The sequence below is a fragment of the Trinickia acidisoli genome (genome assembly GCF_017315725.1).
Taxonomy (GTDB): domain Bacteria; phylum Pseudomonadota; class Gammaproteobacteria; order Burkholderiales; family Burkholderiaceae; genus Trinickia; species Trinickia acidisoli.
Window position 1 is genome coordinate 1,065,028 of sequence record NZ_JAFLRG010000001.1, and the last position, 24,181, is coordinate 1,089,208.

Here is a 24,181-nt window from a genome sequence, read left to right on the forward strand (position 1 = left end):
GGACTTGGACGTAGCGGTTCGGTGCGGCGGGAAAGAAACGACGGGATTGTACCAAACCGGGTGGCCGCGACGCGGCGCTCAGCGTTTGCTGCGCTTGATCTGCGCCTCGAACGCCGCGTCGAGCTTGCTGACCCGCTTGGGCTTGGCGGGCGAGACGGCGTCGACGTACGCGACGAAGGCGTCGAGCGGCAGCGGCTCCGAGAGCGGCAGCTCCACGCCGCTCGCGCGATCGACGAGACGAAAGAGGCCGCCCGACATGCCGATGGCCGCGTAGTGGGAATTGCCGGTGCGCTCCTTGAGCTTTTGCACCGCGTAAATGGCGCGCGTGCTGCGCATGCTTCGATCCTCTAAAATCGCGGAAGAAACCGCTACTTTACCAAGCCGCGCGTCGCAGCATTCCGCGTTGCGCGCGGAGCGTCGGCGGAAGTGAGCAGAAGTGGGCAGAAGTCGGGCCCGAGCGCGCCGGTGTGTTGCTCCCAATCGAGAACCTCGCAGTGAATGTTTCCCGTTCGTCTCCCGCCTCTGAGCACGCACCCGAGCACGCATGCCGCCCCGGTTGCGGCGCCTGCTGCATCGCGCCCTCGATCACGAGCCCGATTCCGGGGATGCCGGACGGCAAGCCGGCCGGGGTACGTTGCGTCCAGCTCGACGAGCAAGCGCGCTGCCGCATCTTCGGGCGCCCCGAGCGGCCCGCTTGCTGCTCGGGTTTGCAGCCCGATCCGCAGATGTGCGGCACTTCGCGCACGCAGGCACTCGCGTGGCTCGCGCAACTCGAAGCGGACACGCGGCCGGCCGGCGCTTAATGTTTGGCCGTGGTTTGGCCGCGGTTCGCACCGCGCTCAGCGCGCAACCGCAGCGCCATGAATCGAAATCGACCGAGGCGATTCGAATGACGATGACAGTGGCAGTCAAGGTAACAAGCAGGACATCAGGAGGTCATGCATGACGCACGCCGTTGCGCCCCGTCGGCGCAGATTGTTGGGCTTGGCTTGCGCGGCGGCCATCGCCGCGAGCCTTAACTTGCCGCTCTCGGCGTGCGGGAGTTCGACGTTTCCGTTCATCCCCGATCACTACACGTTTTCGCGCGCGCAGGTGCAGGAGGCGGTGGCGCGGAAGTTTCCGTACCGGCGCACGGTGTCGCAGCTATTCGACGTTGCACTGACGAATCCCGTCGTCGGGTTCGAGCCCGGTGCCAATCGCGTGACCGTCCACGTCGATGCCCACATCGCAAGCCCCTTCTTGCAGCAGCCGGTCGACGGCGCGTTCATGCTGACGAGCCAGCTCGAGTACGACGCGCCGAGCCACGCCGTTGTGCTGCGTTCCCCGAGTGTCGAGCGCGTCGAGGTGGATGGCGAGGCGCGCGCCTATCGCCAGCAGATCGAGGCGGCCGGCGGGCTCGCCGCCGCGCAGTGGCTCGACGGCTATCCGATCTACACGTTCAAGCCCGAGCAACTGCAGTTCGCCGGCGTGAACTTCGAACCCGGTACAATCACGATCCTTACAAACGGCATACGCGTGCAGATCGTCGAAAAATGACAAGCGCGCGGCCGCGAGAGGCCGCGCAGGCGTCACCATCCGGCCCGCTCGCGTTTTCGAGAGAGGGCATCGATGGACTGGGTATTGATCGGCAAGGCGCTGATTCTCGGCATCGTCGAAGGGTTGACGGAATTTCTTCCCGTCTCGAGTACGGGGCATCTGATCGTCGTCGGCAGCTTGCTCGACTTCAACGACGAAGCGGCGAAGACCTTCCACGTCGTCATCCAGTTCGGCGCCATTCTGGCCGTCTGCTGGGAATATCGGTGGCGCATCGGCCGTGTGGCTGCGGGCGTGTGGGGCGATGCGACGCAGCGCCGCTTCGCGCTGAACGTCGTCATCGCGACGATCCCGGCTGCCGTGCTGGGGCTTTGCTTCGAAGCCGCGATCAAGGAGGCGCTGTTTGCGCCGGTACCTGTCGCGCTCGCGCTCGTGGCGGGCGGTATCGTAATCCTATGGGTTCAAGCGCGCGAGCGCCGGCAAGGCGGCGCGTCGGGGCGCATTCGGACGATCGACGAGCTTCGCCCGCTCGATGCGCTCAAAGTCGGATGCGCGCAGTGCTGCGCCTTGATTCCGGGCGTGTCGCGCTCGGGTTCGACGATCATCGGGGCGATGCTGCTCGGGGTCGAACGTCGCGTCGCGACAGAATTCTCTTTCTTCCTCGCCATTCCCGTCATCGTTGGCGCGACGCTATATGAGCTCGTCAAGCATCGCGGCGCGGCATTCGTCGATATGGCCGACATCCTGACGGCGGGCACGTTCGCGGCGTTCGTCAGCGCCTTCGTTTGCGTGCGATGGCTGCTGCGCTATCTGGCCACGCACGACTTCACGGCGTTCGCCTGGTATCGCATCGCGTTCGGGATGGTCGTGCTCGTCATCGGCTACGGCGACGCGCTCGATTGGGGTGGCTAACCGCGTCGCCCTACTGACGCTCGCGCTGCGCGGCTTATTGCGCGCGGCGTTTGAAGACGAGGTCCCAAACGCCGTGGCCGAGCCGCAGGCCGCGCCGCTCGAATTTCGTCACTGGCCGGTAGTCGGGCCGCGGGGCATAGCCGTCGGCCGTGTTCTCCAGCGCCGGATCGGCACCGAGCACGTCGAGCATCTGCTCCGCGTAGTTCTGCCAATCGGTCGCGCAGTGCAGATAAGCGCCTGGTTTCAAACGCGAGGCCAGCAACGCGACGAACGGCGGCTGGATCAGCCGGCGTTTGTGATGCCGCGCCTTGTGCCATGGATCGGGAAAGAAGATGTGCACGCCGTCGAGCGTGCCCGGCTCGATCATCTGCTCGATCACTTCTACCGCGTCGTGCTGGATGATCCGAATGTTCGTTAGTTGCTGCTCGTCGATGAGCTTGAGCAGCGCGCCGACGCCGGGTTCGTGCACTTCGACGCCGATGAAATCGTCATCGCGCCGTGCGCCGGCGATTTCGGCCGTGGTGGCGCCCATGCCGAAGCCGATCTCGAGCACGCGCGGCGCGTGTCGGCCGAACAGCGTGCCCCAGTTCGCGGCGCTGGGGGTGTAGGGGACGACGAAGCGGGGCCCCAGTTCGTCGAGCGCGCGGCGCTGGCCCGTCGATACGCGGCCGGCGCGCGTGACGAAGCTGCGGATGCGGCGCGGAAAAGCAGGCGTGTCGCCGGCGGGCGGCGTTGCATCGCCGGCATCGTGGACGTCGTGGGCGTGGTCGGCATTGCCGAGGGCTTCGGGCGGCAGGCCCGTATCGTTTGGATCGTGAATCATCGTGTTCTAACAAACAGTAAGGCAACGGCGACCGGCGACATGAAAAAGCCGCCAACAGGGCGGCTTGCGTGTCGGGTGCAGGCCGGCGCGCGGCCGGCATGGGTAATGGGCGAGATTGTAGACGAGAGCGCGGCGCCCGTGAAATCTCAGGGCTGCTTGTGCGCATGGGGCGACGACGCTGCGCGTTCAGTTGGACACGATCACATGGACGCGATTCGGAAACTCCAACTCGAACTCGAGCGTGCGCCCGACGCGCACATTGAGCAGCAGACGGTCGACGTCTTGCACCATTTGTTGATGGCGCTCGGCTTCATGCTGCGGCTTTTCACGCGAGTCGGCGGCGAGCGCTTGACGCGTGTCGACGAGCAATGCAATGGCGCTCGTACGTGACATGAAATACCGTTCCATCGTTATCGATTGTGCAGGAAGTGGGACTGGCGGCGCCCGAGTTGGGCTGCGATAGGCCGAGTTCCCTATCGACAGCAAAGCGGGCCGGAAATTCCTCGATGCTTGAAGGGGCTCGATCCATCCGCGCGGCGAGTGCGGCGGACCGAGTGCGAGGGCCGGCGCAGTCGTGCGGCGGGGAAACCGATGCATACACAGTGGTGCGTGGCGCGCGATTTTTCAAGCCCGGCGAACCGCTTGAGCGTTCCTGGTCGGAGGCACTCAGAGCGACTAAGGACAGCTATTGGCCGAGAGAGTACGCGTCATTTGCCTGGTGCGGTCGGTCGCGCACATCGCCACCTCGGCCGGCAGCATCGAGCCGTCACCCCATTGCGCTTGCGCCGATTCGCGACAGGCTTGGTCGCGCCGTTTTTGCCAGGCGGCGACTTTTTGCGCGAGTACGGCTCCGCACTTGGGCGAGGTAGCGCGTTTCTCGGCGATGAGCTGCTGCAATGCGTGCTCGGCTGCGAGTTCGTCGCGCCACGCGCAGAACTTCATGCTGGTTTGATTGGCATCGCAGGTGGCGAGCAGCGTGGTGATAGCGCCAGGGCTCATGCCACTGCGTGCGGCCAGTTCTTCGGTGAGCGTTTGCGCGGACGCGACGGCCGACACCGAGAGAAAAGCGAGCAGGAACAGAATGCGTTTCGTTAGTTTTTCCGCCGACATGACAGGCTCACGTCATCAGAGGCAACGTGCCGACTCCGGATGAAGCGCCGAGGAGAAATGCTGCAGCGAGCGATCGGAATCCAACCCAGAATCCCGCGGATCCCGATGATCCCAGATAGCGGGAAAGGGAGCGGGCGCGAAGCTCATACGTCTTAAACGAACTGCAGCGCAGTATAGCAAGTCTGTGCAAACCCGAGGATCGGATATGAACGACTCGCTATGGGCCGAGGTTGAATCGTTCGTCCGCACCGAGCGAGGCTTGCTCAAACACAAGGGGATCACGCCCGCCACAACGCTCGAAGACGCCCTCGGTATCAGTGGTATTGAGGGCGAAGCGTTCATGGAAGCCTTTTTCGCCCGCTTCAAGGTCGACGAAGGCGACTTCGCGTCTGGGCGCTACTTCATGGACGAGGGGTCCGGTCTGCTGCTTATGCTCTTCACCGCGTTGTCGAGAAAGCGACGGGCGGGACTCGAACGGGTTCCGTTAACGCTCGGCATGACGCATCGCCGCTATAGTCGCCGTGCGGGGAAATGCTGCCTGTTGATGCCATGACGCCTTAGTTTGCGGCGCCTCGGCAGGGAGGCTGGAGCGGGCGATGGGAATCGAACCCACGGCTCTAGCTTGGGAAGCTAGGGTATTACCATTATACGACGCCCGCAGAACACGCAATTCTACCGGGGTTTCGGCGGTTTGGGGAGGGGGAGCCTTGTCCAATGGCAAAGGAGTCTGGGCGGGGCGGCGTGATTCCAACGGCAAAGGAGTCTGAGCGGGGAGTTTTAGGGGTCGATCATTGCGCGATGGTGATCGACATGAATACGACAAGGCTGGAGACGATCGGGCAAGTCCGGGAGTTCCTGGCGGGGGTCTGCGACGTTGAGCTGCACGTCGTTCAGGACGAGGCTGAGCGACGACGGTTCGTTGAGCGCACGCTGCGTTGGTTCGGCTATTTTCGGCGGTCTCGCGGTGAGCGCGGGCTGCTGTTCGCCTATGTGCAGCGGGTCTCGGGCTACTCACGTGCCCACGTCATTCGACTCATTGCGCAGTACCGCGAGAGCGGCACGCTCGAGCAGCGTGAACGCGGCACGCGCACCCAATTCCCACGTCGCTACACGGACGAGGATGTCGCCTTGCTGGTCGAACTGGACAGCCTGCACGACACGCTCTCGGGGGCGGCCACGCGGGCGCTGGCGCGGCGGGCCTGCCAGGTGTATGGCGATGCGCGCTACGAACGCTTGTCGCACATTTCCGTGTCGCACCTATACAACTTGCGCGCGGGCCAGGCGTACCGCCAGCGGCGCCTCACATGGACGAAGACGCGGCCCAGCCCGGTGCAGATCGCCGTGAGGAAGGCGCCGGCGCCTGAAGGCCTGCCCGGTTATATCCGTATCGATACGGTCCATCAAGGCGATCAGGACGGCGTCAAGGGCGTCTATCACGTCAACGCGGTGGACATCGTCACGCAATGGGAGGTCGTGGCCGCTGTCGAGCGCATCAGCGAGGCGTACCTGCTGCCGGTCATCGCGCTGATGCTCCAGAGTTTTCCGTTCGTGGTGCGCGGCTTTCACTCTGACGGTGGTAGCGAGTACATCAACCGCGACGTGGCTGGCCTGCTCGAGAAGTTGCGCATCGAGTTCACCCGCTCACGCCCGCGCCAGACCAACGACAACGCACTGGCCGAGTGCAAGAACGGCGCGGTCGTTCGCAAGCTCATCGGCTATGGGCACATCCCGCAGAGGCATGCCGCGGCGATCAACCGCTTCCACGAACAGGCGCTCAATCCGTACCTGAACTTCCACCGGCCCTGTTACTTCGCCGTGGACACGGTGGATGCACGTGGGCGCATCCGCAAGAGCTACCCGAGCGAGCGGATCATGACGCCGTGGGACCGGCTGCGCTCGATCCCGGATTTCGAGCAGTACCTCAAGCCCGGCGTCACCGCCCAGACCCTTAGCGACACTGCCATGGCCATGACCGACTCCCAGGCCGCCCAGCAGCTTCAGGACATGCGCCGCAACCTGTTCGCATCGTTTCGTCGCAAACGAGCCTGAGCCGCTGCCGGTGGCTACGGCATAATCCGGGGGCGGGAGTTGCCCACCGCCGTGCCGGCCGTGGACAACTCCCGCTTTCCGATAGAGACACAGCGACCCCTGAACCCCACACCACCTACAGGTTCAGACTCATCTCAGGATTGGAAAATACTGGGGGTGTCATGGCTGCTGGCGTGAAAAGTGCAAATGACCGCTGGCAAACTACTCACCATGAAAGCCGCCTTGGATGCGCACTTTTTGAGATGCCTGCGTCACTTTGACTTTTCTTCCCCGCGCAATGACCGTGGCGACCACATCGAGAAGGAGCGCCACGGCGACTCACGTAAAGGTCCGTTTAAGCGCGGACTTCGCTCAGCTACAAGCTGTGCGCATACGCGAGTCGCCCACCGATTTTTACCTTTGTCCGCCGACGCTCGGCCGCGAGAGCGCGACTGAGTCCCACTTGCGATCGACGAGTGCCTTATGAAGCATATCAACAGTCATCGTTTCCCGTTTGAATGAATGTGGTTTTCTCATTAGCTTCATTACGAGGTGGTAAAGCATTCCTTCTCCTTCCATCAGGAAGTAGCGATGAAAGTCGTAATCGCCCCTGTCCAAGCAAAACACTTCAAAGAAGTGCTGCATGAATTCGTCGGCATCATCGCCGTGTTGGCCTAAATCCCCTTCGACTGTCGATTCTGGGTTATGGCTTTTTTCGATGAAATGCAGGCTTCCTTTCTGACGAACGCCTCAAGGTCTTCTCAAGAATTTGCCGGTTCCGACGTCATGACGGGTGGCCTGCTTGAGCATAAGCGGCGAACGCGCGTCCGGCCGCAAGACCGATCAATAAACAAAGAATATGGGCGCGTTTCATTTCGAGACGCACGCCGGTGTTTGCACTGAGCAGTATGCTATTCCGTCTTGGATGAATGCGTCTTCGTGCGCGATTTGACGGGGGCGGGTGCCTTGGGCGGTGGTACCCAATTGAGCGCGATGCCGAGCCCAGGCAGCGCCTTGGCTCGTTTTGACGTTGCCAACGCTTTGTCCCTGCGCGATAGATGTGTGGTCATGCCGTCCTCTTTGTGTTTCACGCGCGATATCGACGATCAGCGTGGCCGGACGGTCGGATAGCCGTCGTATGGACGATATTCGATACGACGACAATCTCCCGCTCGCTATTCGAGCGAATCCGAACAAGGGAATCCCAGCAAGCGAATCGATGCAACGAGACGGGCTCGCGTCAGTATCGTTTCTTCGGCGGCATCGAGCGCTTGATCTGCGCGCGCAGACGCGCCACGGCACTGGCCTTCTTGCGCTTGCGCGCGGTGGTCGGTTTTTCGTAACTGCGCCGATCGCGCAGTTCGCGGATCAGGCCGGTGCGTTCGATTTCTCGGCGAAAGCGCCGCAGGGCGACGTCGATGGGTTCGTTGAGCTTGGGGGTGACGGTAGTCAAGTGGTTCCTTGGTGGAGGGAGGGAAGAACGTTCGGGGCAAGCGGTTTATCCGAGCTCGTCACGCCGCGTTCATGTCGGATCGTCGAGACAGTGCTCGACCCTCATGGTGAAAATGGCGACGCAGGCGCTGCGAATGGATACGCGCGTCGTGCGTTCGTGACGGTCAACCCGGCGGCTAACCCGCTTCGCAGAGCACTTGCTGGCCGCCGTCATGCGCGTCGATCACATCTTCCGCGTACTGGAGCGACGCCCGGCGCGCGTCGCCTGCATTCATGAACGGGGAGTTGTCGACGAGCTTGAACGTGCGAGCTTGCGTCTGCGTGGCGTCCGTGCCTCTGATGCAGATACGGACGGCAGCGTCGAAGCCCGCTTCGTAGTTATGGGCCCGCCCATCCTCGGCGCGGTTGTGCGGATAGATCAGGGGGTGGATCTCGAATCCACGATAAATATGGATGCTCATGGCAATCTCCTGGCGAACGCATGCAGCGATTCGCCGATGTCTGGTAGGGAGCACGGTTCATGCGCGGAGCATGAAGGTGGACGGGGCACTGATTGTCTCGCGCGGGGAGCAGCGTGCGCGGACAGGGGAAGAAGGAGGCGCGACGAGCGACTGGGCGTCGTGCAACGAATGGTACCAACTGCCACCTATCATACGCGGGTTTTCTGGTCCAGCCAAAGCGCTGAATATTGCCTAGCGGCGCCCAAACCCCTAAAGTATCGTGTCGTCGCACTGCGCGGCCGGGCGGTTTTCTCTCCGGCCGAGTCCCGCTGTGCGGGAGATGGCATTCCTCCTTCAACCGCCCTCGTGGCTGATGATGCCTACCATTCCCCGAGCCGGAATCGGTAGGCGTTCGCTCGTTCGGCGCGCCGCTTTCCGGTTCGATTGAAAACACGATTCGAACCAGGACCGCACGTTGATTTACTCGATTCTCTCCATTTTTATCGGAGCCGGCCTCGGCGCTTTGCTGCGCTGGGTGTTGAGCCTCGGCTTGAATGCCGTCTTTCCGGAGATTCCGCTCGGCACGCTCGCGTCGAACCTGATCGGCGGCTATTGCATCGGCGTTGCCGCGGTGTTCTTCACCACCCGGGCGGGCCTTCCGCCCGAATGGCGGCTCTTCGTCATCACCGGCTTCATGGGTGGCCTGACGACGTTCTCGACGTTCTCCGCCGAAGTCGTGACTGCCATGTCGCAAAGCCAGTTCGGCTGGGCGCTCGCCGAGGCCGGCGTGCACCTGTTCGGCTCGTTCTCGCTTACGGCGCTCGGGATGTGGACGGCGCGCACGTGGCTCGTTTCGGCTTGACGAGCAGCCGCGCCTGCTACGTCGGCATCATTGTGGCGGCGCTTAGCCGCAGGCACAATCGAATCACGCCACGTTAGCACCAGGAGGCTTTATGCAATCCGAGCAATACGTGTTGTTGCGGTTCTACGTCCACGAAAATCACCGGCTGCACGGCAAACTGCTCTGGGAGTGGCTGCTGCGTTGCGCCAAGGATCTCGGCGTCATGGGCGGCTCGGCGTTTCGTGCGATGGCCGGCTTCGGCGCGCATCGCGTCCTGCACGAGGACCGCTTCTTCGAACTGCAAGGATCGTTGACGGTGGAAGTCGAGTTCGTCGCCACGCAGGCCGATGCGCAGCAACTCATTCATCTCGTATCGCAGGAGAAGGTACGTGCCGTCTACACGATGATTCCGACCACGTTCGGCGTGATCGGCCTCGACGCGTGATCGGCGTGTGCGGCAAGCCGCTTCGCTAGATACCGAACAACGTCAGCGACACGGCCATCCGCGTGACCACCATCAACAGCACCTGCACGATGACGAACAGCAGGATGGGCGAGAGATCGATGCCGCCGAGATTCGGAATCACGCGTCGCAGCGGGTTCAGGAACGGGGCGGTCAACTGATAGAGGATCGGCATCGCGGGCGAGTGCGGGTTCAGCCACGAGAGCAGCGCCATCAGGATCGTCAACCAGATGACGAGGTTCAGCACCCATTTGACGACGGTCAGCAAGGATACGATCGCGATGATGGGCGCGACCCCGAGCGGATCGACGCCCGCGATCGCCACCATCGCGACGACGTAGACCACCGCCGCCAACAGCGCCGCGACGATGCTTGCGACGTCGACGCGGCGTGCGCTCGGCAAGATGCGCCTGAGCGGCAGCACGAGCCAGTTCGTCGCTTGGAAAATCGCGTTCGACACAGGGTTGTACGGCGGTAGCCGGATGACTTGCATCCAAGCGCGCAGCATTAGCGCGGCACCGAACAACGTGAAAACGGTATTGAGCAGAAAGCGGGCAATATCCCCGAACATCTTCGATCCTTTCCTTCTTTGAGGGTCTTGCTTGGCGAACGTCAGGCACCGACGCGAGGCGTGCGGCGTGTTTCTCTTTATCTCTTACCTGTAGCGGCGAACGTCAAACGTTCGCAATCACTTCGCTGATCAAAATCTGCGGAGCGCTATCGGTGTAATTCGGGATGTCGGCCACGAGTTCGCCGGCCACGGGTTCGAATACCTGCTTGAACGCCTCCAGCGAATCGAACAGAAAATGGCCGGCAACCGCATAGCTGGGCGCCGAGCCGGGCTCGCCGCCGCTCATGCCCTGATCGACGGACCATCCTTTCAGCGCCGTTCCGAAATACTTCGCGGCAAGCGGCATATGCTTGCGGCAATAGTAGTCGATGTCGAAACGAACGTTTTCTCGATAGGGGTAGAGGATGCTGACTTTGATCATTCTTGCGTTCTCGTCAGGTTACTGGGCGGCGCGGGCGGCATGAAGGTGCCCGCCCGCGCCGGTCGTCACCATATCACGGCTTACGTGGCCCTCGCACCTCGCGCGAGCGAGCGCGCCAGCGCGGCTTCGACTGTGTCGGTCATCGCGTCGATCGATGCCGGGGGATGCGTGCGGCGGCGCGCGAGCGAAAGCGCGCGACGCGTGAGCAGCGCGTACAGCATCGCGTGGTCTTCCCCGAGCGTTTCGAATGCCGTGAGCTGCCGCGCTAGGACGGCCGCGTCGCCGCGCGAGACGGGCCCGGCCAGCGCGCTCGACAAGCCTTTCGCGCGCGCGGCCTCGACCGTACCCGCCAGCATCGGCAACAGTGCGCGCAGCGATTGGTCGTCGTTGAAGCCCAGCGTGCGCCATATGTCCACGGCCTCGGCCAGCGCCGCGAGCGCGAAGCTGGCCGCGTAATGCGCCGCGCCGTGGTAGAGCATGCGCTGCGCGCCCGCGAGCGTCAGCACTTCGCAGCCTAGCGAGCGGGCGAGCGCGCTGAGCAGCGGTACGAGCTCGCCTTGCGCTTCGATCGTCACCGAGCAGCCGGCGATTCGATCGACGTCCGCTTCGTCTCCGGTGAATAGGTAAAGCGGATGGAAGCCGCCGATCGCCACGCCTGCCTCGCGCGCCGGCGCGAGCACCGCGACACTCGTTGCACCGCTGCAGTGCACGAGCGCGGTGGTGCGTTCATTGCTCCCGTCAAACGTCAAATTGTTCGCGATCGTACCGATGCTGTCATCGGGAACCGCTAAAAAGACAACGTCGGAGGTGTCGATGACGGTTTGTGCGTCGGTCACGGCGCGGCACTGCGGCAACGCCTGCGCGAGACGCCGAGCGGAGTCGGGCGTGCGGGCGGCGACAGCCGCGACGGGATAGCCCGCGCGGGCGAATCCCGCGGCAAGACAGCGCGCCAAGCGGCCCGCGCCGATGAAACCGAGTCGTGGAAAAGCGGGAAGCGGCATGGTCAAACGGGACGAAGCGCGGGCGTCGCGCGTTCGCGCCAAGACGACGAAACCGCCAGTATCGCGCATCGGCGCCCCGATGGGGTGCACCCGTTGCGCATACCTCGCCGCGCGCCGTCACGCAACGGGGGTTCGTGCCGATTTTCGCCGATGCGTTTCCGGCGTCGTATTGAGATGCGTAGTCCGCATGTCGCAACGTCACATCGCGGCATCGGACTGAACGCTTCGTTCTTCGTTCTTGCGTCGCAGTCATGCATGGGAGGTCACGATGAACGTTTTTTCCTATCGCAAGCATTTGCGATTTCTGAGCCGCGCGCAGCGGCGCCACTGGTGGGATCAGAAAAAGCGGCTGACGCCGCGAGTCAGGATTGGGGAGGCCTACGTGCCGCCCAGCATCACGCGCGAGTTCACTTACGTCAAAGTCGGATGATGGGCCAGGGCCGTTCGCCAGCTTGGTGCCATGACGATCGAATGCCGCCTGCCGTCCGTGTTCGCACGACGGCGGGCCGTCACCGCTTTTCGCTTGCAACGAATTTGTAATTAAACATTACCGACGATGTCTCACTGTTTGGCTTTTCGGCGGTAAAACTTCACCCATTGCGCCCTGCTACGTGCCGCCGGCGCGCCCCCTCATGGCCGCTCAGCCGCGCCAGGATTGCATTTTGCAACAAATGCCCTGCCCCTCGTCCCGGCTTTTTCTATACATTTAAAGCGTAGGTTGCGCTCGTGCCGCTCGGTATTTCGGCAGCGCGGTTGCACATTCGCCAGAGGATCAGTAATGAAAAAGCTCGTTTCGTTAGTTGCCGTTGCAGCACTGGGCGTGGGGTTCGCCGCGACGGCGCAGGCACACGTCTCCATCGGCGTCGGCATTGGGATTCCGATCGCGCCGGCTTACCCCGTCTATGCACCGCCGCCGCCGGTGTATTACGCCCCGCCGCCGCCCGTCGTCTATGCGCCGCCCCCGGTCTATTATGGCCCGCCGCCCGTGGTCGTCGGCGGCTACTACGGTGGGTATTACGGCTACCACCACCATTGGCGTCGGGGGTATTACCGTCGCTGAGGCAGCGATGAAGGGCGATGATCGATCCAGCGCTCGCCTGACCTGATAACGCGCACAGCATGTCCCTCGACGGCGCAACGCCGGCTTCCCGCCGCGTTGCGCCGTCGGCGTTTACCGTCGTGTCGGCATGTCGAGTGAAGCCGGGGCAGGTAGGTGAGTGATCGCCGTTGCCCCCATTCCGTTCAGGTCGCTTGGCGTGTCAGCGGAATTGTTATGTCGATGCGCCCGACCTCGAGCCCGACCGTGTTCTTGATCGTCGGTGCGCGGAACTTGTCGAGCTGCGCGCGTTGCGATGGCGTGCCGATTTGCAACTGGTGAAGCAGCTCGGTGACGACGGCGGTGAGGACCGCGCCGTTGCCGTCTTCGACCTTGACGGCCAGTCCAATCGGGCCTTCGACGCCGTCGACGCCGTGCGCGCCGGCTCGTACGCCCAGACCATAGCTGCCCTCGGCGCCGACCTTGCCGACGACGTTGCCGCCGAACGCGCTCATCAGCGCCGTGCAGAACCGTCCGTTGCCCGCGACGAGCTCGGGGTGCACCGTCATCGCGCGATAGATGCGCGCGAGCGCTGCTTCGCGCGGCGATGCCTGCGCAGCGGGTACCCGGCGCTGGGTAGCATCTGCAGCGTCGGCGAGCTTCACGAACAAGCGCGCGAGGCGGTCGAGCGCGAAACTCGGGGTCGGCAGGTTGCAGCCGTCGGTGCCCCAGGCGATGTCGGTTTCGTCGAGATCGACGAGTTCGGCCAGCGTGCGCTTGACGTGTCGTTGCAGCGGATGCTCGGGCTGTTCGTAGTCTTGCATCTGCCCGCCCATGGCCAGCGCGGCCGCAAGCATGCCGGCGTGCTTGCCGGAGCAATTGCTGCAAACGGGTGTCGGCGTGAAATCGCGCTTGATCCAAGCGCGTTGAACGTCGTCGGAGATGGCCGGATGGCCGCCGCAACGCAGATCGCCTTCGGTCACGTGCGCTTTCGCAAGCATGGTACGCGCTCGCTCGACGTGACGATCCTCGCTGCTGTGCGATGCGCACATCAAGGCGAGATCGGCTTCATCGAAGCCGAAGCGTTCGAGCGCACCCGTTTCGAGGACGGCCAGCGCCTGAGCGGGCTTCACGGCCGAGCGGGGCAGCGTGAGGCGATGCGGATCGCCGAACGCGTAAAGCAGGCGGCCGGTCGCATCCACGATAGCGACGTGGGCGAGATGCCGGTTTTCGACGGCCGGGCCGCGATAGGTCGTGGCGGCGACTTGGGAAGCGAGATCGGTATTCATGGCGGGCGACAGTCTCTTCTCTGCGGATCGAATCGGCATGCTTGCGCGCGGGTTCAGCGCGCAAGCCCCAGACGCTCGTACAAAGCGTCGACGCGCGTCTTCACGGCGGCGTCCATTGCGATGGGGCGTCCCCATTCGCGATCGGTTTCGCCAGGCCACTTGTTGGTGGCGTCGAGTCCCATCTTCGAGCCGAGGCCCGCGACCGGGGAGGCGAAATCGAGATAGTCGATCGGCGTGCGCTCGACGAGTACAGTGTCGCGCACCGGATCGACGCGCGTCGTGATCGCCCAGATGACTTCCTTCCAATCGCGCACGTCGACGTCTTCATCGACGACGACGATGAACTTCGTATACATGAACTGGCGCAGGAAGCTCCAGACGCCGAACATTACGCGCTTCGAGTGCCCGGCATAGCTCTTCTTCATCTGCACGATCGCCATGCGATAGCTGCAGCCTTCGGGCGGCAGATAGAAATCGGTGATCTCGGGAAACTGCTTTTGCAACAGCGGCACGAAGACCTCGTTCAGCGCGACGCCGAGCATCGCGGGCTCGTCGGGCGGTTTGCCCGTATACGTCGAGTGATAGATCGCGTCGCGGCGCATCGTGATGCGCTCCACGGTGAAGACGGGAAACCACTCCTGCTCGTTGTAATAGCCCGTGTGATCGCCGTAGGGCCCTTCGAGCGCGTGCTCGTAGCGCGCGCTGGCGCCGTGCGTGGGCCGCGGCGGTGCGCCGGCCGGCGCCGCGCTCGGCTCGCCGTCTTGCGGATAGATGAACCCTTCGAGGACGATTTCGGCGCGAGCCGGCACTTGCAGCGTCTCGAGGCCCGGCGTGAGGCAGCGCGCGAGCTCCGTGCGTGCGCCGCGCAGCAGCCCCGCGAATTGATATTCCGATAGCGTGTCGGGCACGGGCGTGACGGCACCCAGGATCGTCGCCGGGTCTGCGCCGAGCACGACCGCCACCGGGTACGGCTTGCCCGGATTCGCCAGCGCGAATTCGCGGAAATCGAGGGCGCCGCCCCGGTGCGCGAGCCAGCGCATGATGAGCTTGTTGCGCCCGATCAACTGCTGACGGTAGATGCCCAGGTTCTGCCGAGGTTTGTTCGGCCCACGCGTGACGGTCAGCCCCCAGGTGACGAGCGGCGCGGCGTCTCCCGGCCAGCACGTTTGAATCGGCAGCCGAGCGAGGTCGGCGTCGTTGCCCTCCCAGACGATTTCCTGGCAGGGCGGCGCGCCGACCGTCTTCGGGGCCATGTCCCAGACTGCCTTGGCGAGCGTCAGCAGCTTGCCGGCATCCTTGAGACCCTTAGGCGGTTCGGGTTCCTTGAGCGCGGACAGCAGCCGGCCCACGTCGCGCAGCGAACGCAGCGCCGCCCCTTCCTCGGCGGCCGCCGTCTCGTCGATGCCCATGCCGAGCGCGATCCGGCGCGTCGTGCCGAACAGATTGCCGATGACGGGGAAGGTATGGCCCGCCGGCGCTTCGAACAGCAGCGCCGGACCGCCGGCGCGTAGTACGCGGTCGCAAAGCTCGGTCATTTCGAGCACGGGCGAGACGCTTTCCGGCACGCGCCGCAGTTCGCCCAGCGTCTCGAGACGGCCGATGAAGTCCCGCAAGTCCTTGTATTTCATAGCGTAATAGTTGAGCTGACGGAGCCGTGACGATTGTCGGCGCCAGGCAGGCGACGATTTTACCTGCGCGCGGCAAGGACGTTCGTGACGGGTGATATCCGCAAAACGGTCGAAACGCGCACGGGGCGCGGATTTTAGCCGCACAGGCCCCGTTCTTTATTACATTTTGTTATTGTTTTACGATTTTGTAGCATTGACGATCTATAAAAGCCTGCTAGAATCCGTCCCACATTGGCTGCAGGGCCAAGTAGTTTTGTGTTCACTGCCCCCGATTTCAGCTCGCGGCGCGAAGTGTCGCGCCACCGTACGCCGCCCTGCACGGCGCTCTAACGGTCTATTGGTCTAATTAGTTGTCTTTGTGCCGGCGCGTTGCCGTCGGCTTTGCGTGAGAGCCACGCGCGCGCATGTCTGACGATATGCCGCCGGTCCTTTTGCTCCGATGTGGCTCTCCACACGGTCCGTTGCCGCGTTGCGCGGTAGCGTGCCGTATCCCGGCGTCGCCCTGGTCCCAACCAAGGCCAGCGATGCCTTGGCTCCCGCGATAGGCGCTTTGCGCGCTGCCGTACCCGTCGAGGCGAGCCATGCTCAATGGGGGAACCGAATGAATACTTGGTTATCGTCGCGTCCCGACGGCAGCATCGCCGCAGCGGTCAGAACCGCGCTGCGCCGCGGGACGCGTGTCAGTCACCATCTGTTCAGCGTCGTCGGCGCTGGCGCCGTGCTCGCCGCGCTCGCGCTGTGGCTCTTGCCGACCGTGCGCGGCACCCTTGCTGCGCGCATGATGCCGTTCATCGAAGCCGCGGTCCAGGCCGGCCCGGCGCGTTTGTTGAGCGGACACCCGCTACCGGCATTCGGCGCCGCGGCCACGCCCGACAGCGGAGACGACGTGCCCGGCCTCGACAACGCGCGCTATGACGGTGCGTTCGACGGCAGCGGTGCGAGCGGTCTCGCATTGGCCGGTGCTGCCGTTCCCGCGGACACGCATCTGTCGACGAGCATCACGCCGTCGAATCTGTACTTGCTCGCAAAGATGATCTCGTCGCAGCCCGTTTCGGCCGACGCGCGCGACGATCGCGTGCTCGTGTCGGCTCGCGAGCAGTCGCTCGTGACGTCGTATCTGGCGCGCCGCTACCACGTTGCGCAGGAGCCCGTTGGCGATCTCGTCAAGGCCGCTTTCGATACCGGCCGCCAGGTCGGCCTCGATCCGCTGCTGCTGCTCGCGGTAATGGCGATCGAATCGGGCTTCAATCCCTATGCCGAAAGCGGTGTCGGCGCGCAGGGGCTCATGCAAGTCATGGCCAAGGTTCACTCCGACAAATTCCAGTACTTCGGCGGCCCCGGCGCGGCGCTCCAGCCGCTCGCGAACATCACGGTCGGCGCCGTCGTGCTGAAAGACTGCATCGCGCGCGGCGGTTCGCTGGCCGACGGTTTGCGTCTCTATGTCGGTTCGACCTCGCAGGACGACGGCGGCTATGGCGCCAAGGTATTGGCTGAGCGCGGCCGGTTGCGCGACGTGGCGCGCGGCCGTTCGGTGCCGATCAACGCGCCGCAGGCGCCGCAAAAGCAAGTGGTGGCCGCAACCAAGCGCGTTCAGGTGGCGCTCGACAACAGCCATACGGCAACCGTCCAAGCCAAGACGAGCGCCGCCGGTTCATCGGCGCCAGCGTCCGACGATGCCGTCAACGTGGGTGGGCCGCATCGCGACGCGCAAACGGAGCTCGGCGCCTGAGCTGCGACGAACGCGAACGAAAAAAAGCACCCGCGGGTGCTTTTTTTTGTTGGGTGCGTACCGATCTTGCCGGGTACGCAGTTCCTCACTTAATGTCCAAACAGCCGTGCGAGGCGTTCGACGGCTTCCTCGAGCGACGCGTAAGCCGTTGCATACGACAAGCGGATGTAGTCGCGCGGCGCGTGCTGCCCGAAATCGAGGCCGGGCACGAGCACGACGCCGGCATCGTGAAGCATGGCCTTCGTGAGCGCGGCGCTGTCGCCGGCCGCCGGGTGGGGGACGCCGCGGCAGTTTGCATAGACGTAGAACGCGCCGTCCGGCATGACGGGCACCGAGAAGCCCAGCCGTTCGAGGGCCGGCACGATGAAGTTGCGCCGCCGCTTGAATTCGAGGCGGCGCCCCTCGTAGATGCCGATCGTCTCGGGCTCGAAGCAGGCGAGCGCGGCGTGCTGCGCGAGCGCTGACGCGCAGATGAACAGGTTCTGCGCGAGCTTTTCGAATGCGCCGATCATCGACGTCGGCACGACGAGCCAGCCGAGCCGCCAGCCCGTCATGTTGAAGTACTTCGAGAAGCTGTTGACGGTGACGACGTCGTCGCCGAACGAAAGCGCCGATACCGGGCGCGCGTCGTAGGACAGCCCTTGATAGATTTCGTCGACGATCGTGAACCCGCCGCGTGCCCGCACGGCTCTGACGATGCGTTCGAGTTCCGCGGGCTCGATCGAGGTGCCCGTCGGGTTCGACGGCGACGCCAGCAGCACGCCGCGCGTTCTTTCGCCCCAGAGGCGTTCGATGTCGGCGGCCGTCAACTGAAACCGCGCCTCGGGGCCGCTCGGCACGAGCACGGGTTTGCCTTCGGTCGCGGCCACGAAGTGGCGATTGCAGGGGTAGGACGGGTCGGGCATCAGCACTTCGTCGTCGCGATCGACGAGCGCCGCGCAGGCAAGCAGCAGGGCAGCCGACGCGCCGGCCGTGATGACGATGCGCGCGGGATCGACGACGAGCCCGTAGCTGCGCTGGTAGTGCGCGGCGATGGCTTCGCGCAGCGGCGCGATGCCGAGCGCGCCCGTGTACTGCGTGACGCCGCGGCGCAGCGCTTGCGCGGCAGCTTCGACGACGGGCTCGGGCGCCGTGAAATCAGGCTCGCCGATGCCCATGTGGATGATGTGGCGCCCAGCCAACTCGAGCTGCCGGGCTTCCTTGGCGAGCTCCATGACGTGGAACGGAGCGATCGCGTCGACGCGCGACGCGAGCTTCGTGAGCGGTTCTGCTGCGGTGTTCATAGTTTTCCGGATTCGATCGACGCGGCCGCGGGTAGCGGCACACGTACGAGAGACGTGACCGGCGAGGGCTCAGCGGTTGGCTCGCCCCGCCTGCGTTTCCGTGGCCCGCAGTTTCACGGCGAGCTTATCGAGCACGCCGTTGACGTATTTGTAGCCGTCGGAGCCGCCGAACGTCTTGGCGAGTTCGACCGCTTCGTTGATGACGACGCGATACGGAATTTCCACGTGATGCTTGAATTCGAACGCGGCGACGAGCAGCACGGCCCGCTCGACGGGCGAGAGCTGTTCGATCGGCCGATCGAGGCACGGTGCGAGATCGGCCGAGATCTCGGCGTTTTCGCGGATCACCCCTTGCAGCAATGCGTCGAGGTGCTCGTGATCGGCCTTGTCGAAGCCTTGCGCTCCGCGTAGCTGGGCGTCGATTTCACCGGCGGGCGCGCCCGATAGCAGCCACTGGTAAAGCCCCTGCGTGGCCAGTTCGCGGGAGCGTCGGCGGGCGCTCTTCATGCCTCGTCCTCTTCTTCTTCATCCTCGTCTTCGTCTTCATCGCCGCCGAGTTGCTCGAGCGCGACCGACAGGTTCGCCATTTCGACGGCCACGCGGGCGGCGTCGCGACCCTTTTCGGTCATGCGCGCAACGGCTTGATCGTCGGTCTCCGTCGTCAGCACGCCGTTGGCGACGGGGATGCCGAAGTCGAGCGCGATACGCGAGACGCCGGCGCCGCTTTCGTTGGAGACGAGTTCGAAGTGGTACGTTTCGCCGCGGATGACGGCGCCAAGCGCGATCAGCGCGTCGAACTGGCCGCTTTCGGCGAGTTTTTGCAGCGCGAGCGGGATTTCGAGGGCGCCGGGCACGGTGACGAGCAGCACGTCTTCACCCGCGACGCCGAGGCGTTCGAGTTCTTCGATGCAGGCATCGGCCAGGCCGTTACAGACGGGCTCGTTGAAACGCGACTGAACGATGCCGACGCGCAGGCCGTCGCCGTCGAGGTTCGGTTGGTATTGTCCGATTTCCATAAGGAGTCCGTAGAAAGGTGAGAAAAGGTGTGCGTCGATGCGTTGCCGGCGATTATGCGCCAGGCCGCACGGGTGCGCCCGGCATCGGCACGAAACCCGTTACTTCGAGGCCGTAGCCCGACATGCTGCCGAGCCGGCGAGGGTTCGACAAGACTTGCATCTTGCCGACGCCGAGATCGCGCAGAATCTGCGCGCCGACGCCGTACGTCTTGAAATCGACGGGCCGACGCTTGAGTTGAGCCGCCTTTTCCTCTTCATCGAGCGCCTTGAAGACGTCGATCAAGTGATCCTTCGTATCGTCGCAGTTCAGCATGACGACGACGCCGAGATCGCGCGCGGCGATTTCCTTGATGGCTGCGTCGAGCGTCCACGAGTGCGTCGAGGTGCCGACTTCGAGCAGATCGAGCACGGAAAGCGGCTCGTGCACGCGCACCGGCGTGTCGAGTTCGGGCTGGGGCGTGCCGCGCACGAGGGCGAGATGGGGCGAGCCGCTCGGCTGGTCCTGATAGAGGATAGCGCGGAATACGCCGTGCGCCGTTTGCATCATGCGTTCGGCGACGCGCGTGACGATCGACTCCGTGCGGCTGCGATAGTGGATCAAGTCGGCGATCGTGCCGAGTTTCAGGTCGTGCTGCTGCGCGAACTCGATCAGATCGGGTAGGCGCGCCATCGTGCCGTCGTCTTTGATGACTTCGCAGATGACGGCGGCCGGCGTGAGCCCAGCCAGCGCCGTCAGATCGCAACCTGCTTCGGTGTGGCCCGCGCGTACGAGCACGCCGCCCGGTTGCGCCATGATCGGGAACACGTGACCCGGTTGCACGATGTGCTCGGCGCGCGCGTCGCGCCCGACGGCGGTGGCGATCGTGCGGGCGCGGTCGGCCGCCGAGATGCCCGTGGTGACGCCTTCGGCGGCTTCGATGCTGACGGTGAAGGCCGTACCGTACTGCGTGCCGTTCCGATATGTCATCAGCGGCAGGTTGAGCTGCTTGCAGCGCTCCTGCGTGAGCGTCAGACAAATCAGGCCGCGCCCGTAGCGGGCCATGAAATTGATCGCTTCCGGCGTGACGAAATCGGCCGCGAGCACGAGGTCGCCTTCGTTTTCGCGATCTTCTTCGTCGACGAGGATCACCATCCGGCCGGCTTTGAGCTCGGCGATGATCTCGGGAGTGGAGGCGAGAGACATGTCGTTGGATAGGTTCGGGAAAGCGCGTATTTTACGCCACGGCGGGCGGCGCCGTGCCCGGATCCTCTCGGCGAGCGTAAAAGATTGCTTTGCGAATTCCAACGCCGGTCCAGGTCGGCCGCGACGGATTTCTACCGCACCGGCTGCGTCAGCACCGCGAGCTTCTTCATCCCCGCGCGTTCGAGCGCCGCCAGCACCTTTGCCACGTTGCCGTACGGCGTGTCTTCGTCGCCTTGCAGCGTTACCTGCGCGTCGGGCTGCTGAGCGTGAAGCCGTGCGAATTCGGCGTCGCGCGTTTCCTGCGCGATGCGCCGTTTGTCGATGAATACGTTGCCGTCCTTGTCGACGCTGATCGTCACGGGGCGATCGGGCGCGCTCGAGGTTGCTTCGGTCTTCGGCAGATTGACGCGGATCGCATTGTTCAGTAGCGGCACCGTGACGATGAACGCGACCAGCAGCACCAGCATCACGTCCACGAGCGGCGTGATGTTGATCTCGCTGATGACGTCGTCGTTGTCCGATTGAGTCGAGAAAGCCATTATGCGAGCGCCTCCCGAGCCGTTTCCTTGCGAAGCGGCGTTGCGCTTGCGGGCACCGTACCTGGGCGAGGCTCGGTGCGAAGCTTGAAGTCGCGCTTTTCCGCCAGAGCCAGCAGGTCGTTCGCGAAGTCGTCGAGGTCCGCGCTCAAAGTCTTGCTCCGGCGCACGAAAAAGTTGTAGGCCAGCACGGCCGGCACTGCAACCGCAATGCCGACGCCGGTGGCGACGAGCGCTTCGCCGATCGGACCCGCGACGACGTCGATGCTTGCCGACGCGCGGTGCGAGATCGCGCTCAACGCATGGATGATGCCAAACACCGTGCCGAACAATCCGACGAACGGCGCGGTGCTGCCGATCGACGCGAGCACGGCGAGGCCCTGCTCGGAGGCGCGCCGCGCTTTTCGGATACGCTGAGCGAGCGCTCGCTCGCAAAGGTTCTTGCAGGTGGGGCTTGGCTCGTGCCCGTGTGCCGCATGCGCGAGCGCACCGAAGAACGCCGCGGCCACCTGCGCTCTCGAGCTGTCCGTCTCGGCGCCTTCGCTTAGGCGGGCGGCCGCATCGAGATCGGCCGCCCGCTGAAACGATCGCTCGAAGCGGCGATCGGCGCGGCCGGTGCGCATGGCTTGCAGTGCCTTCAAGACGATGAGCGCCCAGCTCGCGATGGAGAATGCCAGCAAGATCCATAACGCAGCGTGGGCGATGAATGTGGATGCGAATTCGGACATAGAGATCTACTCCTTCGAACGGAAGTCAGTTCAAACGAAAATCGAGCGGCACGTCCACCCAGCCGTCGACAGGCACGGTGCCGCGCTTGGCGGGCACGAACATCCATTGGCGAACGGCGGTGAGCGCGGCCTTGTCGAGCATGTCGTGGCCGCTCGACGCATGAAGTTCGACGCCGACCGGATGGCCGCCCGCGTCGACATGCACGCGCAGCACGACGCGCCCTTCCCAGCCTTCTTCCTGCGCGGCTTGTGGATAGTGCGGCGGCGGGTTGTGCAGATAGGCGGCATTGCCGATCGGCGGCGAGACCACGGGCTCGGGTGCTGGCGCGGGCGTAACGGGAGGGGCGGGCGGCGAGGCTGAAGCCACGGGCGCCGGCTGCGTTGATGCGGCGGCCGGCGCTGGGGCCGGCGTTGCAGCGGGCGCAGTCACTGGTGCCTGCTCCGCCTTCATGACAGCCGGATGCGGTGTCACCGGCGCGCGGTTGTGGACGCGCGGCTGCACGGCCTTTGGCGGCGTGTTGTGTGAATGCGCAGGTTCGGGCGCACGCGCGGCAATCGGCGTGGATTGCGCCGGCATCGCCGCTTCGATCGCGATCGGAGGTATGACGGGCGGCGTGTCGGCCTTCGCACCGAAGCGGCTTGCCATCACGACCAACGCGGCGACGTGCGCGAGCAACGACGCGCCCCACACCGCGACGCTTGCGACGCGCCGCGGCCGGGGCTGCGAATATCCGGCGACGTAAGCTGTGCACGGTCCCTCCCAGCGTGCGCTTTCGCGGAGCGCGTTCACGAGAGCCCCGCCCACACCGCTAGCGCGATCGAGCCGAAAACGAGCACCACGGCAAGCGTCCTCGCTCGATGCAACTGCGTCCAGAGGAGCACGCCCGTTAGCGACAGGAGCACGAGCGAGCCGGCGAGCGTGTCGATCAGCAACACCCAGCCGATGCTGAGCCCGATGCCTTTGTGCAGATTCGTCAGCGTTGCGACGAACGAATTTTCGCTGCGCTTGAGCGTGACGAAGTCATTGCCCATCCAGTATTCGGCCACGACGTTTTCTCGCGGCGTCGAGAACATCATCTGCCAGTGCTCGGGCTGCGTCGTATTGCGATCGCCCCACGAGACAGGATGTTCGGGCTCGCGTTGTACCCGTCCTAGCCGGCCGGTCAAATCGAACTTGTCGCGCAGCCATTTCGCCAGATCGCGCGGCGTTTGCGGCGCGGGGTTGGGCAACGGTACCTGCACGGTCGAGACCTGCGGCGCGCCGGGCGAGATGCGCAGCGGCTCTCCGCGATGATTCATCACGAAGCCGGTCGTGCCGAACAGCAGCCCAAGCGCCGCGCCCCATAGCCCGACCCAGCCGTGAACGTTGCGCAGCCATTTGATGAAGGTTGCGCGCCGCCCACGCTTCGCGCGCGGCTCGGCCGCGGTAGACGACGCGGCGCGCAGCGATACGGCGCTTTCCGATACGGTCATGGCTCGCTCCAGAGGCGTAAAAGATTGTGGTAGCAGCCGACGAGGCGGCGGCGCGCCAACTCGTCCGCATCGGTCGCGTTCAGGCGCTGAATCGCGTTGTCCATGTCGAACAGCAGCGCGCGCTGCGCGTCGCTGCGCACGAGGCTTTGCACCCACAAGAAGCTTGCGACGCGCGCACCGCGCGTGACCGGTGTTACGCGGTGAACGCTCGTGGCCGGATAGACGACCATGTCGCCGGCCGGCAGTTTCACGGCATGCGTGCCGTAGGTGTCTTCGATCACGAGTTCGCCGCCGTCGTACTCGTCGGGCGAGGAAAGGAACAGCGTGGCGGACACGTCGGTGCGCAGCTTGATGCCGCTGCGCAGCACGCGCACCGCGCCGTCGACATGATTGCCGAAGGTCATGCCGCCCTCGTAGCGGTTGAACAGCGGTGGATACACTTGGTTAGGCAGCACGGCGCTGATGAATAGCGGATGCCGCTCGAGCGCGGCGAGAACGACGTCGCCGAGTTCGCGCGCGATCGGCGTGTGCTCGGCGATCTGCTGGTTGCGCTTGACCGGTGCGCCCGAGTAGCCGGCCGTTGCGCGGCCGTCGACCCACGCGTCGCTCGCGGCGTCGAGCCGGCTTCGTACGGTTCGTAGTTGCTCGGCGTTCAGCACGCCTGGGATCTGTACCAGCATGGCGG

Annotated in this window: 32 protein-coding genes, 1 tRNA gene and 1 riboswitch; of the genes, 10 read left to right on the forward strand and 23 right to left on the reverse strand. The window is 64.5% G+C overall.

The genetic code is table 11. The features are described 5' to 3' along the window. Positions 1-78 precede the first annotated feature (78 nt). On the reverse strand, positions 79-336 hold the full coding sequence (locus J3485_RS04895; protein ID WP_206951433.1) for a hypothetical protein: 258 nt from the start codon (positions 334-336) through the stop codon (positions 79-81). A 158-nt stretch (positions 337-494) separates the two neighbouring features. Here J3485_RS04895 and J3485_RS04900 point away from each other — a divergent pair, with 158 nt between their 5' ends. From J3485_RS04900 to J3485_RS04910, 3 genes are all read left to right on the forward strand, one after another. Beyond that, on the forward strand, positions 495-803 hold the full coding sequence (locus tag J3485_RS04900; RefSeq protein WP_206951434.1) for a YkgJ family cysteine cluster protein: 309 nt from the start codon (positions 495-497) through the stop codon (positions 801-803). Positions 804-942: 139 nt separating this feature from the next. Next, positions 943-1,536, forward strand: a complete 594-nt coding sequence (locus J3485_RS04905; protein WP_206951435.1) for a DUF1439 domain-containing protein — start codon at positions 943-945, stop codon at positions 1,534-1,536. A gap of 72 nt (positions 1,537-1,608) precedes the next feature. After that, positions 1,609-2,445 (forward strand): undecaprenyl-diphosphate phosphatase, encoded by an 837-nt coding sequence (locus J3485_RS04910; protein ID WP_206951436.1) that lies wholly within the window; start codon positions 1,609-1,611, stop codon positions 2,443-2,445. Between the two features lie 34 nt (positions 2,446-2,479). Here J3485_RS04910 and trmB read toward each other — a convergent pair whose 3' ends face one another. The 3 genes from trmB to J3485_RS04925 form a co-directional block, all read right to left on the reverse strand. Next, positions 2,480-3,268, reverse strand: coding sequence for a tRNA (guanosine(46)-N7)-methyltransferase TrmB (gene trmB / locus J3485_RS04915; RefSeq protein WP_206951437.1), 789 nt, complete (start codon positions 3,266-3,268; stop codon positions 2,480-2,482). Between the two features lie 186 nt (positions 3,269-3,454). Beyond that, positions 3,455-3,661: a hypothetical protein gene (locus J3485_RS04920; RefSeq protein WP_206951438.1), complete on the reverse strand. Its 207-nt coding sequence runs from the start codon at positions 3,659-3,661 to the stop codon at positions 3,455-3,457. A 282-nt stretch (positions 3,662-3,943) separates the two neighbouring features. Further along, complete coding sequence (locus tag J3485_RS04925; RefSeq protein ID WP_206951439.1) at positions 3,944-4,378, reverse strand: lysozyme inhibitor LprI family protein; 435 nt, start codon at positions 4,376-4,378, stop codon at positions 3,944-3,946. Positions 4,379-4,583: 205 nt separating this feature from the next. Between J3485_RS04925 and J3485_RS04930 the strand changes: the two genes are divergently transcribed. After that, positions 4,584-4,931 (forward strand): DUF1493 family protein, encoded by a 348-nt coding sequence (locus J3485_RS04930; RefSeq protein ID WP_206951440.1) that lies wholly within the window; start codon positions 4,584-4,586, stop codon positions 4,929-4,931. Between the two features lie 32 nt (positions 4,932-4,963). On the opposite strand, the gene J3485_RS04935 is transcribed toward J3485_RS04930, so the two are convergent. After that, positions 4,964-5,037 (reverse strand) — tRNA-Gly (locus tag J3485_RS04935). Positions 5,038-5,176: 139 nt separating this feature from the next. Here J3485_RS04935 and J3485_RS04940 point away from each other — a divergent pair. Next, on the forward strand, positions 5,177-6,427 hold the full coding sequence (locus J3485_RS04940) for an integrase catalytic domain-containing protein (protein ID WP_206950637.1): 1,251 nt from the start codon (positions 5,177-5,179) through the stop codon (positions 6,425-6,427). A 393-nt stretch (positions 6,428-6,820) separates the two neighbouring features. Here J3485_RS04940 and J3485_RS04945 read toward each other — a convergent pair whose 3' ends face one another. From J3485_RS04945 to J3485_RS04960, 4 genes are all read right to left on the reverse strand, one after another. After that, a complete protein-coding gene (locus J3485_RS04945) occupies positions 6,821-7,135 on the reverse strand; it encodes a DUF1493 family protein (protein WP_242538672.1) in 315 nt (104 codons plus the stop codon). A gap of 182 nt (positions 7,136-7,317) precedes the next feature. Then, positions 7,318-7,476, reverse strand: coding sequence for a hypothetical protein (locus tag J3485_RS04950; RefSeq protein ID WP_206951441.1), 159 nt, complete (start codon positions 7,474-7,476; stop codon positions 7,318-7,320). Positions 7,477-7,646: 170 nt separating this feature from the next. Continuing rightward, on the reverse strand, positions 7,647-7,859 hold the full coding sequence (gene rpsU / locus J3485_RS04955) for a 30S ribosomal protein S21 (protein ID WP_206951442.1): 213 nt from the start codon (positions 7,857-7,859) through the stop codon (positions 7,647-7,649). 175 nt (positions 7,860-8,034) lie between these two features. Beyond that, positions 8,035-8,319: a hypothetical protein gene (locus J3485_RS04960; protein ID WP_206951443.1), complete on the reverse strand. Its 285-nt coding sequence runs from the start codon at positions 8,317-8,319 to the stop codon at positions 8,035-8,037. Between the two features lie 306 nt (positions 8,320-8,625). Next, a riboswitch (Fluoride riboswitch) is annotated at positions 8,626-8,688 on the forward strand. 85 nt (positions 8,689-8,773) lie between these two features. Here J3485_RS04960 and crcB point away from each other — a divergent pair. Further along, positions 8,774-9,160 (forward strand): fluoride efflux transporter CrcB, encoded by a 387-nt coding sequence (gene crcB / locus J3485_RS04965; RefSeq protein WP_206951444.1) that lies wholly within the window; start codon positions 8,774-8,776, stop codon positions 9,158-9,160. 91 nt (positions 9,161-9,251) lie between these two features. After that, positions 9,252-9,584 (forward strand): DUF190 domain-containing protein, encoded by a 333-nt coding sequence (locus J3485_RS04970; protein ID WP_206951445.1) that lies wholly within the window; start codon positions 9,252-9,254, stop codon positions 9,582-9,584. A gap of 25 nt (positions 9,585-9,609) precedes the next feature. Here J3485_RS04970 and J3485_RS04975 read toward each other — a convergent pair whose 3' ends face one another. The 3 genes from J3485_RS04975 to J3485_RS04985 all read right to left on the reverse strand — a co-directional run bounded on the left by J3485_RS04975 (position 9,610) and on the right by J3485_RS04985 (position 11,595). Then, the gene (locus J3485_RS04975; protein WP_206951446.1) at positions 9,610-10,173 is read right to left on the reverse strand and encodes a YggT family protein; all 564 of its coding nucleotides are present in this window, start codon (positions 10,171-10,173) and stop codon (positions 9,610-9,612) included. A gap of 103 nt (positions 10,174-10,276) precedes the next feature. Next, positions 10,277-10,594 carry an EthD family reductase gene (locus J3485_RS04980; protein ID WP_206951447.1) on the reverse strand — a complete coding sequence of 106 codons (318 nt, stop codon included), beginning with the start codon at positions 10,592-10,594 and terminating at the stop codon, positions 10,277-10,279. Positions 10,595-10,674: 80 nt separating this feature from the next. Beyond that, the gene (locus J3485_RS04985; RefSeq protein WP_206955654.1) at positions 10,675-11,595 is read right to left on the reverse strand and encodes a Rossmann-like and DUF2520 domain-containing protein; all 921 of its coding nucleotides are present in this window, start codon (positions 11,593-11,595) and stop codon (positions 10,675-10,677) included. 268 nt (positions 11,596-11,863) lie between these two features. Between J3485_RS04985 and J3485_RS04990 the strand changes: the two genes are divergently transcribed. Together J3485_RS04990 and J3485_RS04995 are read left to right on the forward strand one after the other, a co-directional pair. After that, a complete protein-coding gene (locus J3485_RS04990; protein WP_206951448.1) occupies positions 11,864-12,025 on the forward strand; it encodes a ubiquitin family protein in 162 nt (53 codons plus the stop codon). Between the two features lie 348 nt (positions 12,026-12,373). Then, a complete protein-coding gene (locus J3485_RS04995; RefSeq protein WP_206951449.1) occupies positions 12,374-12,655 on the forward strand; it encodes a hypothetical protein in 282 nt (93 codons plus the stop codon). Between the two features lie 182 nt (positions 12,656-12,837). Here J3485_RS04995 and J3485_RS05000 read toward each other — a convergent pair whose 3' ends face one another. After that, on the reverse strand, positions 12,838-13,920 hold the full coding sequence (locus J3485_RS05000; protein WP_206951450.1) for an asparaginase: 1,083 nt from the start codon (positions 13,918-13,920) through the stop codon (positions 12,838-12,840). A 53-nt stretch (positions 13,921-13,973) separates the two neighbouring features. Next, positions 13,974-15,548, reverse strand: a complete 1,575-nt coding sequence (locus J3485_RS05005; protein ID WP_206951451.1) for a UbiD family decarboxylase — start codon at positions 15,546-15,548, stop codon at positions 13,974-13,976. 601 nt (positions 15,549-16,149) lie between these two features. Between J3485_RS05005 and J3485_RS05010 the strand changes: the two genes are divergently transcribed. Next, a complete protein-coding gene (locus tag J3485_RS05010) occupies positions 16,150-17,277 on the forward strand; it encodes a transglycosylase SLT domain-containing protein (protein WP_206951452.1) in 1,128 nt (375 codons plus the stop codon). A gap of 89 nt (positions 17,278-17,366) precedes the next feature. Here the strand turns inward: J3485_RS05010 and J3485_RS05015 are convergent, their stop codons facing one another. The 9 genes from J3485_RS05015 to J3485_RS05055 all read right to left on the reverse strand — a co-directional run bounded on the left by J3485_RS05015 (position 17,367) and on the right by J3485_RS05055 (position 24,176). Next, positions 17,367-18,560: a pyridoxal phosphate-dependent aminotransferase gene (locus tag J3485_RS05015; protein WP_206951453.1), complete on the reverse strand. Its 1,194-nt coding sequence runs from the start codon at positions 18,558-18,560 to the stop codon at positions 17,367-17,369. Positions 18,561-18,629: 69 nt separating this feature from the next. Next, positions 18,630-19,067: a transcription antitermination factor NusB gene (gene nusB / locus J3485_RS05020; RefSeq protein ID WP_206951454.1), complete on the reverse strand. Its 438-nt coding sequence runs from the start codon at positions 19,065-19,067 to the stop codon at positions 18,630-18,632. Next, positions 19,064-19,576, reverse strand: coding sequence for a 6,7-dimethyl-8-ribityllumazine synthase (gene ribH / locus J3485_RS05025; RefSeq protein ID WP_206951455.1), 513 nt, complete (start codon positions 19,574-19,576; stop codon positions 19,064-19,066). Before ribH ends, nusB begins: the two co-directional genes overlap by 4 nt. A 52-nt stretch (positions 19,577-19,628) precedes the next feature. Then, positions 19,629-20,759 carry a bifunctional 3,4-dihydroxy-2-butanone-4-phosphate synthase/GTP cyclohydrolase II gene (gene ribBA, locus J3485_RS05030; RefSeq protein WP_206951456.1) on the reverse strand — a complete coding sequence of 377 codons (1,131 nt, stop codon included), beginning with the start codon at positions 20,757-20,759 and terminating at the stop codon, positions 19,629-19,631. A gap of 131 nt (positions 20,760-20,890) precedes the next feature. Then, on the reverse strand, positions 20,891-21,298 hold the full coding sequence (locus J3485_RS05035; RefSeq protein ID WP_206951457.1) for an ExbD/TolR family protein: 408 nt from the start codon (positions 21,296-21,298) through the stop codon (positions 20,891-20,893). Further along, positions 21,298-22,023, reverse strand: coding sequence for a MotA/TolQ/ExbB proton channel family protein (locus J3485_RS05040; protein WP_206951458.1), 726 nt, complete (start codon positions 22,021-22,023; stop codon positions 21,298-21,300). The genes J3485_RS05035 and J3485_RS05040 overlap by 1 nt, the downstream gene beginning before the upstream one ends. Before the next feature lie 25 nt (positions 22,024-22,048). Beyond that, positions 22,049-22,813: an energy transducer TonB gene (locus tag J3485_RS29390; RefSeq protein ID WP_309476979.1), complete on the reverse strand. Its 765-nt coding sequence runs from the start codon at positions 22,811-22,813 to the stop codon at positions 22,049-22,051. Further along, complete coding sequence (locus J3485_RS05050) at positions 22,810-23,496, reverse strand: PepSY-associated TM helix domain-containing protein (RefSeq protein ID WP_206951459.1); 687 nt, start codon at positions 23,494-23,496, stop codon at positions 22,810-22,812. Before J3485_RS05050 ends, J3485_RS29390 begins: the two co-directional genes overlap by 4 nt. After that, positions 23,493-24,176: a Fe2+-dependent dioxygenase gene (locus J3485_RS05055; RefSeq protein ID WP_206951460.1), complete on the reverse strand. Its 684-nt coding sequence runs from the start codon at positions 24,174-24,176 to the stop codon at positions 23,493-23,495. The genes J3485_RS05050 and J3485_RS05055 overlap by 4 nt, the downstream gene beginning before the upstream one ends. Between the last annotated feature and the right edge of the window lie 5 nt (positions 24,177-24,181).